Annotated in this window: 13 protein-coding genes; 6 read left to right on the top strand and 7 right to left on the bottom strand. The window is 65.9% G+C overall.

Features of this window, described 5'->3' with window-relative positions; translation table 11 throughout:
- Positions 1–29: 29 nt before the first annotated feature.
- Positions 30–1,208 carry a CaiB/BaiF CoA transferase family protein gene (locus tag ASE22_RS20045; protein ID WP_056363798.1) on the top strand — a complete coding sequence of 393 codons (1,179 nt, stop codon included), beginning with the start codon at positions 30–32 and terminating at the stop codon, positions 1,206–1,208.
- A gap of 45 nt (positions 1,209–1,253) precedes the next feature.
- Here ASE22_RS20045 and ASE22_RS20040 read toward each other — a convergent pair whose 3' ends face one another.
- From ASE22_RS20040 to ASE22_RS20030, 3 genes are read right to left on the bottom strand one after another with little or no spacing between them, the layout of a single operon-like run.
- Positions 1,254–1,910, bottom strand: a complete 657-nt coding sequence (locus ASE22_RS20040; RefSeq protein WP_056363796.1) for an RraA family protein — start codon at positions 1,908–1,910, stop codon at positions 1,254–1,256.
- A complete protein-coding gene (locus tag ASE22_RS20035; protein WP_056363794.1) occupies positions 1,907–2,578 on the bottom strand; it encodes an RraA family protein in 672 nt (223 codons plus the stop codon). Before ASE22_RS20035 ends, ASE22_RS20040 begins: the two co-directional genes overlap by 4 nt.
- A gap of 23 nt (positions 2,579–2,601) precedes the next feature.
- Positions 2,602–3,360 (bottom strand): EthD domain-containing protein, encoded by a 759-nt coding sequence (locus tag ASE22_RS20030; RefSeq protein WP_235536482.1) that lies wholly within the window; start codon positions 3,358–3,360, stop codon positions 2,602–2,604.
- Positions 3,361–3,599: 239 nt separating this feature from the next.
- Here ASE22_RS20030 and ASE22_RS20025 point away from each other — a divergent pair, with 239 nt between their 5' ends.
- The 5 genes from ASE22_RS20025 to ASE22_RS20005 are packed head-to-tail and all read left to right on the top strand — an operon-like array spanning position 3,600 to position 7,896.
- A complete protein-coding gene (locus ASE22_RS20025) occupies positions 3,600–4,937 on the top strand; it encodes an MFS transporter (RefSeq protein WP_056363790.1) in 1,338 nt (445 codons plus the stop codon).
- A 40-nt stretch (positions 4,938–4,977) separates the two neighbouring features.
- A complete protein-coding gene (locus ASE22_RS20020) occupies positions 4,978–5,964 on the top strand; it encodes an extradiol ring-cleavage dioxygenase (protein ID WP_235536483.1) in 987 nt (328 codons plus the stop codon).
- A gap of 14 nt (positions 5,965–5,978) precedes the next feature.
- Positions 5,979–6,368: a RidA family protein gene (locus ASE22_RS20015; RefSeq protein WP_056363786.1), complete on the top strand. Its 390-nt coding sequence runs from the start codon at positions 5,979–5,981 to the stop codon at positions 6,366–6,368.
- On the top strand, positions 6,365–7,351 hold the full coding sequence (locus ASE22_RS20010; RefSeq protein WP_056363783.1) for an amidohydrolase family protein: 987 nt from the start codon (positions 6,365–6,367) through the stop codon (positions 7,349–7,351). The genes ASE22_RS20015 and ASE22_RS20010 overlap by 4 nt, the downstream gene beginning before the upstream one ends.
- Positions 7,348–7,896 carry a DUF4286 family protein gene (locus tag ASE22_RS20005; RefSeq protein WP_156397191.1) on the top strand — a complete coding sequence of 183 codons (549 nt, stop codon included), beginning with the start codon at positions 7,348–7,350 and terminating at the stop codon, positions 7,894–7,896. Before ASE22_RS20010 ends, ASE22_RS20005 begins: the two co-directional genes overlap by 4 nt.
- 66 nt (positions 7,897–7,962) lie before the next feature.
- Here ASE22_RS20005 and ASE22_RS20000 read toward each other — a convergent pair whose 3' ends face one another.
- From ASE22_RS20000 to ASE22_RS19985, 4 genes are all read right to left on the bottom strand, one after another.
- Complete coding sequence (locus ASE22_RS20000) at positions 7,963–9,225, bottom strand: MFS transporter (RefSeq protein ID WP_056363781.1); 1,263 nt, start codon at positions 9,223–9,225, stop codon at positions 7,963–7,965.
- Between the two features lie 264 nt (positions 9,226–9,489).
- Positions 9,490–10,419, bottom strand: coding sequence for a LysR family transcriptional regulator (locus ASE22_RS19995; RefSeq protein ID WP_056601656.1), 930 nt, complete (start codon positions 10,417–10,419; stop codon positions 9,490–9,492).
- Positions 10,420–10,454: 35 nt separating this feature from the next.
- Positions 10,455–11,375: a TauD/TfdA dioxygenase family protein gene (locus tag ASE22_RS19990; protein WP_200933138.1), complete on the bottom strand. Its 921-nt coding sequence runs from the start codon at positions 11,373–11,375 to the stop codon at positions 10,455–10,457.
- An 89-nt stretch (positions 11,376–11,464) separates the two neighbouring features.
- A complete protein-coding gene (locus ASE22_RS19985) occupies positions 11,465–12,406 on the bottom strand; it encodes a LysR family transcriptional regulator (protein WP_056363776.1) in 942 nt (313 codons plus the stop codon).
- Between the last annotated feature and the right edge of the window lie 107 nt (positions 12,407–12,513).

Here is a 12,513-nt window from a genome sequence, read left to right as displayed (position 1 = left end):
CCCCTTCCCTCAAAGCCAGGATCAAGACCGTGTCCGGACCCCTCAGCCATATCCGCGTCCTCGACCTCAGCCGCGTGCTCGCCGGCCCCTTCGCCGGGCAGATATTGGCCGATCTCGGCGCCGACGTGATCAAGGTCGAGCGGCCGGCGGTCGGCGACGACACGAGGCACTGGGGGCCTCCCTTTCTGACGGACGCGGACGGGGAGCGCGGCGATGCGGGCTACTTCCTGGCGGCCAACCGCGGCAAGCGATCCGTGCAGGCGGACCTGGCCGACCCCGACGGGCAGGCGCTGGTGCGCTCGCTGGCCAGAAGCTCGGACGTGGTGCTCGAGAATTACAAGACCGGCAGCCTCGCCAAATGGGGCCTGGGTTATGCGGATCTCGCGGCGATCCGGCCCGACATCATCTATTGCTCGATCACCGGTTTCGGCCAGACCGGACCGCGCGCCGGACAGGCCGCCTATGATTTCATGATCCAGGCGATGGGCGGGCTGATGAGCGTCACCGGGGAAGCCGACGGCTATCCCGGCGCGGGGCCGCAGAAGGTCGGCATCCCCGTGGTCGACCTGATGACGGGGATGTATGCGGCGATCGGCGTGCTCGCCGCGCTCGCGCGCCGGGCGGAGACGGGCGAGGGCGAATATATCGATCTCGCCATGCTCGACGTGATGGTGGGGTCGCTGGCGAACCAGGCGATGAACTTCCTCGTGTCGGGCAACGTCCCGCGTCGCGCGGGCAACAAGCATCCGAACATCCAGCCGCAGGACGTATTCCCGTGCAGGGACGGCCATGTCGTCGTCGTCGTCGGCAATGACGGGCAATATGCCAAATTCTGCGAGGCGATCGGCCGTCCGGACCTTGCGGCGGACCCGGACTTCGCCACCAATGGCGGGCGCGTCCGCAACCAGTCGCGCCTCCTGCCCCAGATCATCGCGGCGCTCGCGGCCGAGGACATGGCGGTGTGGGTGGCGCGCCTGGAGGCGGCCGGCGTGCCCTGCGCCCCGATCAACACGGCTGCCGACGCCTTCGCCGATCCGCAGGTCGCGCATCGCGAAATGCTCGTGCACCTCGACCATCCGGTGGCGGGCAGCCTGCCGATGGTCGCCAGCCCGCTGCGCTTCGCCAATGCCCCGATCGTCTACGACCGCGCACCGCCGCTGCTGGGCGAGCATGACGAGGAGATCCGACGGGAGGCCGGCCCGGCCTGAGGAAAGGCCGGGCTCGCATTCCGTCGCAGGCTCCGTTCGGTTCGGCTAGTTCGCTTCCCGGCGCTGCAGCAGGTGGTAGTTCAGCTGCTTGCGCGCTTCGTCGAGCCGCATGCCCAGATCGAGCGCAGCCCGGATCGAGGCTTCCGCGCGTTCGATTTCCTCCGCGATATCGAGGATGGCGTCCTCATGTGCGCGGGGCAGTATGACGGCTCCGTCGGCGTCGCCGCGCACGATGTCGCCGGGCGCCACGCGCGCGTCGCCGATCGTCACCACGGTGCCGCTCGCTTCGAGCTGGACGCGGTCTTTGCCGGTCCGCATCGAGTAGCTGCGGCTGAACAGCGGATAGCCCAGCGAGCGCGCCAGATCGGTGTCGCGGCAGGCGCCGTCGATCAGCGTGCCGGCGATGCCGCGCCGGTGTGCAACCGAAGTGAGGATGTCGCCCCAGACGGTCGCATCCTCGCGGCCGCCATTGTCGAGCACCACGACGCTTCCCGGTGGGACGTCGTCGATATAGTCGCCGACGCTGCCGGCCGGCTTGGCGGCGGCGGCATATTGGAAGGTCACGGCGCGGCCCAGCAGGCGGAAGCCGGGGTCCAGCGGCTTGATGCCGAGGCACTGGCCGCCGATGCCAAGCTTGTCCATCGCATCGCTCAGCGTGGCGGTGTCGAGGCGCCCGGCGCGGTCGAGGTTGGCGTCGCTCATCGCGCCGCCTCCGGTTCGCTGAGCATGGTCTCGTAGCGGGCGCCCATGACCTCGCTGACCGGCTCGCCCGCGCGGACCGAGCTCGTCATCGCCGCTTCCCGTGCGGCGATCTTCTCGGCGGCGGCGAGGAGTTCCTCGATGCGGGAGGCAGGCACGAAGACGACGCCGCTGCTGTCGGCGACGACATAGTCGCCTTCGTTGACGAGCGTGTCACCGACGGTCACGGGCTCGCCGGAGGCGATCTCGAAGATGCGCCCCCGCGCGGTCCGGCAGGTCGCCGACCGGCTGTAGACCGGGAAGCCGAGCTCCGCCGCCTCGTCGATGTCGCGGGCCGGGCCTTCGACGATCACCCCGGCCAGCCCCCGTACCTTCGCCGCATTGGAAAGAATGCCGCCCCAGCCGGCGGCGTCGATGCCGGTGCGCTGCTCGATGACGATGACGTCGCCCGCGCCCGCGCGCTCGATCGCCGAGGTGCAGAGGTGGCGATGCGATCCGTTGGGCGCGGTGCCCGCAGCGAGCGTCACCGTCGCCACGCGGCCGGCGATGCGGCCGCGGACGGATCGCCATCCGATGCCGGTCACGGCGGGGGGCAGGCCGATCTGGTCGCCCGCATCGGATATGCAGCAGGCGTCGAGCCTACCCAGGCGGTCTAGGATGCTTTGGGTCATGATGGATCCTGGTCGGTTGCGTTTCAGCTTGGTTGGATGATCACATGCTCACGGGTGCGGTAGCCGATCGCCTCGCCGATGCTGGCCTTGCCGTCGGCGTACCAGCGCTCGCGCTGAGGAGACGGCGGCGCGTCCATGTCGTCACGAAAGGATTGCGCGATGCCGTCGATCTCGCCGAAGCCGGCCAGCGGCGGGATGTCGCCGCGTTGCGCTTCCGCCAACACCTCGTTGAGGATGAGGCCCGACACTTCCGGCACGTCGCGCGCCATCGGCCCGTGCACCTTCAACCAATGCTCCGCGAACTGGGCGTGGCTCTGCGGCGGCTTGCGCTTCAGCAGCGCGATGAGCCCGGTGCCGCCCCGCTTCGGAGGCACGAAGACGTTCTCGCGAACGCGGAACCCCTTGATCTGCCCGACGAACAACGGGCCGTCGGCATACCATGCCTTGGCCGCCGCCGGAGCGTCCGGATTCTGCAGCGAGCTCGTTTCTTCCTTCCAGGATTCGGCCACGCCGTCGATCTCGATCCGGGGGCCGCCCGGCAGATGCGCCGAGGCGCTGGAAACCAGCGTCACCTCGTTGCAGACCATGCCGCGCATCCCCGGTACCTTCAGTGCCATGGGAGCGTGGACGTCCAGCCAGTACCGCATGAACTCGGCGTGGGTCGTGCCGGGCTTGCGGACCATGAAGGTGAGCGTCTTGACGATGCGCGGACCCTCCGGCTTCGCGACGGCAGCACCCGGCACCAGGGCGCCGGCGGTCAACGCCACGCCGCCCAGCAGCACGTCGCGCCGCGACGGATTGGATCGCTCGGCATAAGTTCGCATCCGCCCCTCTCTTATGAATCAGTCAATCGACTAGGTTTTAATATCACTCATCCTGCCGTCTCCGAGCTGGTTTGCCAAGGAGCGGCGCGGAAAAAATCTCGGCGGGCGGCGGCTTGCGCAGCAGCGGAGGCGCTGCTAGATAAACACCAATAAGCTATAACTACGTATCTTTAACGAGAGGTCGAAAGGCGGCTGTCGTGGATCAGGATGCTCCCAAGTCGATCGCGGACGCGCCGATGACGACCTTCCAGTTCGTGGTCGTGCTGCTGTGTTGCGTGATCAACATGGCGGATGGCGCGGATGTGATCGTGATGGCCTATGCGGCCCCTCTGATCGCCCGGCAGTGGGAGATCAGCCCCCAGGTTCTGGGCATGGTCTTCGCCGCAGCGCCGGTCGGCATGGCGATCGGCGCGTTCGGGCTGGCGCCGCTCGCCGACAGGATCGGCCGGCGGGCGATCATCCTCTCGGCCTTCGGCGGCATCACCGTCTGCATGCTGCTGACCGGATTCGCGGACAATGTGCCGATGCTGGTCGCGGTACGCCTGCTAACGGGGATCGGCCTCGGCGCGCTCCTCGCCAGCCTCACCGTGATCATCGTCGAATATACCAATCGTCGGTGGGGCAATTTCTTCATCGCGGTGTTCCATATCGGCTTTGCCGTGGGGGCGAGTCTGATGGGGGTCGTCGCGGCCGCGCTCGCCGACGATCATGGTTGGCGCTCCTTCTTCATCGTCGGCGGATCGGTAAACCTGCTGATCTTCCTAATAGCCATATTCGCCTTGCCGGAATCGGTCGAATTCCTGATGGAATCGCGTCCCCGCAACGCGATCGCCCGCATCAATCGTATCTTCGCGAAGATCGGCCGCGCGCCGCTGTCGGTGCTGCCCGCCCGGATCGAGAAGGTGAAGCAGGGCGGCGGGTTGCCGAGCCTGCTCAAACCGCCGCTGCGGCGGCCGTCGCTGCTGCTCTGGGCCGCCTCGATGGGCTACACGGTGGTCAGCTATTATCATCTGAACTGGACGCCCCACGTCCTCGCCGATGCTGGTGTGTCGGCGCATCTGGCGATTTCGAGCGGGGTGTTCACGGGAACCGGTGCCATCGCCGGCAACCTCAGCATGGGGGTGCTGTCGAGCCGCACCGATACCGTCCGGCTCACCGCCTTCTATTTCCTCGGGTCGGCGATCTCGTTCGCGACCTTCGGGTTGGTCGCGCCGAACGCCGTCGGCATGTTCGCGGCGGCGACCATGATCAGCTTCTTCACGCTCGGCGGGTTCAGCGGTCTGATGATCGTCACTTCGCGCCAATATCCCGCGCTCGTCCGCGGCACGGGCGTGGGCGCGGTGGTCGGCTTCGGTCGGTTCGGCGCCGCCTTGGGCCCGATGCTGGGCGGCCTCATGATCGGCGCGGGCATGCAGCTTTGGGGATCCTATCTGGTCTTCGCCGCTTTCGCGCTGATCCCGTTCATCATGCTGTTGACGCTGCGCGGCGGGCCGCCCCTGGATGCCCCGACGCTGCACGCGCTGGCTTCGGAATGAAAGGCGGGTTTACCTTGCTACGAGATGATGGGGGTTCAGAATGGCACGACTGACGCATGGCTTCGGTGTTTCGCACACGCCCATGCTGAACATGGAGATCGAGGACTGGGGCAAATTCGTCGAGCGCGACGCCGCCGGCAGCTTCCTCGACACGAGCGGCAAGCCGGCGACCTATGAGGAACTGCTGCGCGCGGCCCCGGCCAATGTCGCCGACCTGATCGCGCCGGAGGTTCTGGACGAGCGCTTCGTCGCGTCGCAGGCGGGCCTCGACCGCGTCCGCTCCGCGATCAGGGATGCCAGGCTCGACGCGCTGATCGTCATCGGAGACGACCAGAAGGAGCTGTACCACGAGGACAACCTGCCCAGCATCCTCGTCTATTACGGTAGCACCATCCGCAACGTGCCGCGCCATCTCGTCAAGCCGAACAAGGTGGCGTGGTTCCAGCGCGCGCGCGGCGGCTATTACGAGGCGGAAGGTCTGCGCGACTATCCGGTGGACGCAGGGCTCGCCCGCCACCTGATCGCAACACTGGTCGATCAGGAATTCGACATCTCCACCGCCGACCGCCTCCCCGAGGGCGAGGGCGAGGGCCATGCCTTCGGCTTCATCCACAAGCAGGTGTCGGGGGCGGAGATTCCGATCGTGCCGGTCGCCCTCAACACCTATTACCCGCCCAACCAGCCGACGCCCCGTCGCTGCTACAACCTCGGCCGGGCGATCCGAGCCGCGGTCGAGGCTTACCCCGAGGACAAGCGGGTCGGCATCATCGCGTCGGGTGGACTCAGCCATTTCGTCGTCGACGAGGAACTCGATCGCGGGCTGATCGAGGCGATGCGCAGCAAGGACGTCGACGCGCTGTGCGGGATCGATCGGGCGCGGATCAATTCGGGAAGCTCGGAGATCCGCAATTGGATCTGCGCTGCGGGCGCGGTCGAGCATCTCGCGATGCAGTGGCACTCATATCTGCCATGTTATCGCACCGAGGCCGGCACCGGCACCGGCGTCGCCTTCGCCGAATGGCATTGAGGAAGGAGAGCCCCTTGCGGCAGAAGAGCATTCATATCGACAAGATCGGCCATAGCGCGCCGATCCCGCTGGCGTGCCGGATCGGGCCGATCCTGGCGACCTCGGGGATCATGGGCCGCGATGCCGACACCGGCAAGATGCCGGAAGAGGCCGCGGGGCAGGTCGCGAACTGCTTCCGCAACCTCGGGCTCGTCCTCGCCGAGGCGGGGATGGACCTCGGCGACGTCGTGCGCTTCACCATCTACGTCAAGAGGGAGGAGGATCGCGAAGCGATCAATCCGGTCTGGCTCGAGCATTATCCCGATCCGGCCAGGCGTCCGGCCCGCCACGTCCAGGTCATTGACCTGCGCGGCGCCGTTCTCGTCCAGCTCGAAGCGCTTGCCGTCGCAAAGGAGGCATCATGATCATCGACTCCCACGCCCATGTCGTCCTCGACGATATTTCCTACCGGCACATGGCGACCCTCACGGGCAGCCGGAACAACCCCAGGTCGCTGGCGAAGCTTCCCCCCGAGGAGGTGATCCGCAAGACGGTGCAGGGGCTGCTGAAGCAGATGGACGAGGTCGGCACGGACATGCAGTTCCTGTCGCCGCGCCCCTATCTGCAGATGCATTCGCTCGCGCCCGCGAGCGTTCCGCTCACCTGGGCGCGCTACAACAACGACCTCATCCACGCGCATGTCCAGACGGCACCGGACAGGTTTCGCGGGATCGCGGGGCTTCCGCAGTTCCGGGATACCAGTCCCGCCGCCTGCGTCGAGGAACTCGAGCGCGCGGTCACCGAGCTTGGCTTCGTCGGTTGCCTGCTCAATCCCGATCCGATGGAGGGGGACGGCACGCCGCCGCCGGGACTGGGCGACGAATTCTGGTATCCGCTCTACGAGAAGATCTGCGAGCTCGACATTCCGGTGCTCGTCCATTCGGCCGGTTGCTGCCACCCGCGCGAATCTTATACGCTCAAGTTCATCAACGAAGGCAGCATCGCGATCATGTCGCTGCTCAGTTCTCGCGTGTTTCAGGATTTCCCCAAGCTGAAGATGATCATATCGCACGGCGGCGGGGCGATTCCCTATCAGATCGGCCGGTTCCGTGCCGGCCACATCCGGCGCAACCAGGATTTCGACGCTAAGCTTAAGCAGCTCTATTTCGATACCTGTGTCTATTCGGTCGAAGGGCTCGACCTGCTCTTCCGGATCTGCGGCCCGGAAAACTGCCTGTTCGGTACCGAACGACCGGGCACCGCCTCGGTGTTCAACCCCGAATGGGGACATGAACTCGACGACCTCAAGCAGGTCATTGACGGTATCGGATGGCTGAGCGGCGAGGACCGCGCCAAGATCTACGAAGGCAATTGCCGTAAGCTCTACACCCGCGCCTTTCCCGCATGAGCGAGGCCGGGCCCCGGTGGCTCGCCTTCTCGCTGCGGACGGCGGCGGCAGGGGAGGGGCCGCCGGCTCTTTCCGGAGACGCCGGAACGCTGAGCGCTCGGACCTGGGTCGAGCAGGGGGCCGCCGAAGCCGCCCCCGCCGGCCGCCTGCTTCTCTGCGACGCCGCCGCGCCGCTGCGGTTGCCGGACGACGGCTCCGGCTGGACATGGACGGGCGTGCAGATCGGCGGGAACGGGGCGATCGCTCCGGCCCGGGCGGGCGGGCTGCTGCTCAACCTGATGGACATCGACGCCGCGCATGAGGACGAGTTCAACGACTGGTACGATAGCGAGCATCTGCCCCGCATGGCCGCGGTCGATGGTGTGATCCTGGCGCGGCGGTTTCGCAGCGAGGCGGATTCGCCCCGCTATCTTGCGAGCTATCACCTTCGCGATCCGGCGGTCATCGCGGGCGAGGCGTGGAAAATGGCGGCCTCCACGCCCTGGACGGCCCGCATGCGGCGCCATCGCACCGGGCTGGTGCGGAAGAGTTACGTGCCGCTCTAGACCAGACCGATCGACGCGCACCGCCCGGTCTCCAGGCCTCGGGGCGAACCCCAGCTTTGCCGCCGCTCATGCGGGCTCGAGCGAAGCCTCGATGGCCGGGGCGGTGTTCGGCAAGGTGAAGGCGATCGCGCACGATATCAGCAGCGATATGATCATGACGGCGAAGGTGAGGGCGAAGTGGCCGCCCGAAACTTCGATGAGATAGCCTACGCAGACCGGCGAGATGATGGCGGCGACCTGGGCCGCCGTGTTGATGATGCCGCTGGTCACGCCCATGCGTTCCTTGGGCACCGTGTTCATCGGCATCGCCCAGAAAGCGGCGAAGAAGATGCTCAGGGTCAGTCCGGCCAGCGTCTGGAAGGCATAGAGCGCCATCATCGAGCCCGACACGAAGGTCAGGTAGAGCAGGGCCGCGGACGATAGCTGGGCGGCGACGATCAGGATCTTGCGGCGACCGGAGAAGAAGCGGTCTGACAGCCAGCCGCCGAAGACGCAGCCCACCGTGCCCGCCAGGAAGGGCAGCGAGGCGCCGATCCCCATCTGTACCATCGAAAAGCCGCGCGCCTCGACCAGATAGGTCGGAAGCCAGGAGGTGAAGCCCCAATAGGCGAAATCGAAGGTGAAGTAGATCAGGCAATATTTGAGCAGGTTTTCCTGCCGCAACACCTCCCGGAACGACAGGGCATCGGCCTTGTGCGCGGTTTCGGCATCGGTCGGTTCCTCGAAATCCGCGAGTTCGGCCGGCGTGATCCGGCGGCTGGTGAACGGCGAGTCCGCCACGAACAGCCAGCAGAGCAGAGTCACCAGCAGTCCGGGGATGAAGAGGCTGAAGAACACCGTTCGCCATCCGCCGAAATGCATGAGGGCGACGACGACCAGCGGCGCGATCGCTGCGCCGAGCCGGCTGGAGGACAGCATGATGGCGTTGGCGGTTGCCCGCTCGCGCTTGGGAAACCACACGGCCACCGTCTTGAAAGCCGATGCCGGAAACACCCCTTCGCCTGCGCCGAACAGGACGCGGACGATCAGCATCTGGACGAAGCTGCCCACCAGGCCGGTGATCGCGGTGAAGAAGCTCCACCACAGCATCGCGACGGTGAGGACCCTGCGTATGCCGAAACGGTCCGACAGCAGGCCGCCGGGAATCTGGGACAGCGAATATCCAACGAAAAAGGCGCTCATCACCGCGCCGCTCTCGAAGGCGCCCAGATGGAAGTCGGCCTTGATGAAGGGAAGGACGACGCTCATCGCCATCCGGTCCATGAAGGACACGATCGAGGCGGTGAACATGATCGCTATGACCGTGTGGCGCAGTTTCCAGCTCGGCATTTGGGTCATCGATTACTCGCAGTTGGACGAAGCGGTGCCTGCCTCGACCCGATGTCAGCTCCCTTGCCCGGCGCGACGTCCACGGCAGAGGAGAGGAGAGCGATCATCCAGGGGCACCGATCATATTCGGGGAAATCCCAAGCCCGCATCGTCAGGGCGATCGGCTTTGCGCTCAAGGATGAAATATTTACGCTCACGATCAAATAAGCATATGGAAAGCTTCCGGGCTCGGTGCACACGGCGGTGAAAGCGGGCTGCCAGGCCTCATCTTGGCGGTTGGATGCTGGCAATGCTGCGCGCCGCGGCTTCAGCAAAATTGAATATCATTGCGTCCCGGCGGTCGGCGCTCCAGGCGATCGCCAGGTCGATCGTCGCGGTCAGATCCTCGACCTTGCGGAAGGTCAGCCCACCCCATTGCCCCGCACTGGCCCAGGCCGGAACGATGCTGATCCCCCCGGTGGCCGACACCAGCGCGAGCGCGTTCAGGGTCGAATGGGTGGTGGTGCACTGGTCGAGGGTGAGCCCGGCATCCTCGAGCTGCCGGTCGACCGCGTTGAACGCATCGCGCAGATCGGGCCGCGAGAGGCGCAGCACCTCCTGCGCGGCCAGATCGGCCAGGAGCAGCCGGCGGCGCCTGCCTAGCGGATGATCGTCGGGCATGACGGCGAGGAAGCCTTCCTCGACCAGCGTCTCGACATGGAGCCGTCCCGGTTCGGCCGGAGGGCGCAGCAGGCCGATATCGAGGTCGCCGCGCTCGATCGCCCGGACGATCTCGGCGCTGCCGAGAATCTCGACCTCCACCTTCACCTGCGGATAGCGCTGGCGGAATCGCTTCAGCAGCCCCGGCAGCATCGAGAAGGTGGTGAACAGGCCCGCGCCCACGCGCAGCCGCTCGGTGCTCAGTCCATGGCTGTCGCGCGCCCTGTCGACCGCGCTCTGGAGGCGATGGAGGATGTCGTCGATGTCGGCGAGGAAGCCGATGCCGGCCGGCGTCAGCGATACGCGCCGCGTCGTCCGTTCCAGCAGGGGAACGCCTACCCGCGCTTCCAGTTCGCGGACGAGCTGGCTCAACGCGGGCTGGGTGATGGCCAGGCGGGTCGCTGCCCGGCCGAAATGCAGTTCCTGCGCGAGGATGGAGAAGGCGCGCAGCTGGCGGAGGTCCGCCGTCCGCGCGCCCATGACCCCTGCGCTCATGGCGTCGAGGGCGGCGTCGAGCCGCTCATCCCTGGTCAGCAGACATAGTGCGGGCGTTCCCCCCTCGTGGTGGTGCGATGCATGATGCGGGTCTCTTCGGCCGACCAGCCGTTGCGGCGATGCATGGTACAACGATTGTCCCACATCACCATGTCGTGCGGCTGCCAGACCTGCATCCACTGGTGCGCGGGGTTGCGGACATGGTCCATGATCTCGGCCAGGATAGCGTTGCTCTCGTCGAGCGGAAGTCCGACGATCCAGTTCGAGCGCTTCTCGGACCCGATATAGACGCAGTTGCGGCCCGATTCCCCATGGGTGCGGACGATCGGGTGGCGGATGCCCGCCCACAGCCGGATATCGTCGCTGTCCGGCTCCTGCTGGCCGACGCGAACGCGGTTGGAGCCGTCATAGACGATGTCGAGCTGGATGAGCCGGCCTTCGATCACCTTGCGGACGGCGACCGGCAGTGCCTGATAGACGGCGTACATGTCCGCCCAATAGGTGTCGCCGCCACTGCTCGGCAGCTGCATGGCGCGCAGCAGGGCCGCGGCCGGCGGTCGATCGTAAATATAGGTATCGGTATGCCACTGCGCTTCGTTGTTGGCCATCGTGCCGACCACCTTGCCGTCGCGCTTGCCGTTGCCGATGATGAGGATCTCCTCATAGCGGTCATGCGCGCCTTCCTCGCCTTTCAGCTGACGGGGATGTTTCACGAACTCGCCCAGCAGCGCGGTGAAGCGCATATGTTGTTCGTCGGTGATCTGCGTGCCGCGGAATCGGACCACCCCGTGGCGGATCCAGGCGGCGCGAACCGCGGCGACCTGTTCGGGCAGGAGCGCGTCGAAATCGAAGCCGACGATGTCGGCGCCGAGCATCGTGCCCTGCGCATTGGGAAGGACGGTGATCCCGGCGGCTTCGCCAAGCGCTGCGGGTCGTTCTTTGAGAATCGCGGTCATGGACAACTCCTGTGTGGAGCGACGATCCTTATGCGCGATTTCCGCTATGAATAAATCAGATTATTGGAGGATTGATAGGCTGTAAGCTATCAATCCCGAGGGCGGAAATGCGCAGGATCGGCCGTCTCGGCGAAGCGCGCGACCGCCGCGCGGGCCGAGTGCACGACCTTGGCGATCGTGTCGGCATTGTCGTGCCGGCGATAGAGGGCGATCACTTCCCAGGCCGGAATTTCCTGCTTGATCGGCAGTTCGACGAGACGGCCGAGCCGCAACTGCCCGGCGACGGTGGCAACCGGCACCGCGGTCACGCCGACCCCTTCGCTGGCGAAGTGGGCGCAGTGCATCGTCTCGAACCCGACATCGACCCAGTGATTGGGAGTCAGTCCCTCGATCAGCGAGACATTATGCCACCGGAAATATTCGAGGATCTTCTGGTAGCGATAGGATGATTGCCGCGACTGGATGATCGGGAAGCGGGCAAGGTCGACCACGCTGGTCGGCATCGCCCCTTCGACCATTGCGGGGGCGGCCAGCCATTTGATCGTATAATCGCACAGATATTCGCTCGACAGGGTCGGGTCCTCGATCGGGCCGATCACGAAGGCGATGTCGATCTCGTCCCGGCGGAGCGCCTCGACCAGCCCATGGGCCATGCCGGTCTTGATGCTCAGCGAAATGTCGGGGTGGTGATGCTTCTGATGATTGATCAGGGCCGGCAACCAGGACAGGCCGACGACCTCGGTCGCGCCTACCCGGACGATGCTGAGATCCCCGTCGCCCTTGCGAACCTCCTCCTGCAATTCGGTGGCGAGCGGGACGATCGCCTCGCATTTGCGCAGCACCCGGATTCCGGTAGCGGTTAGCTCGATCTTGCGGCCATTGGTCTTGTAGAGTTCGGTGCCGAGCGCGCGCTGGAGCGCCGCCATGCGCATCGACACGACCGGCTGGCTGATCCGCATCCGCGCGGCCGTCTCCTTCACGCTCTTGAGCGTGCCGAGCCAGTAGAAAGTTTCAAGAAAAGAGATGTTCATCGCGGTCCTTCATCGTCCGCAGGGTCATTTCCATAAACTTTCTTGATAGATCGGCTAAATATTAAAAACTTGCAAGCGCCGTCACCCCTTTGTCACACAAGGGTCGA

Source organism: Sphingomonas sp. Root720, from assembly GCF_001428605.1.
Classification (GTDB): domain Bacteria; phylum Pseudomonadota; class Alphaproteobacteria; order Sphingomonadales; family Sphingomonadaceae; genus Rhizorhabdus.
The sequence above is the reverse complement of the archived record's forward strand: the minus strand, read 5'-3'. Positions and strand labels throughout refer to the sequence as shown.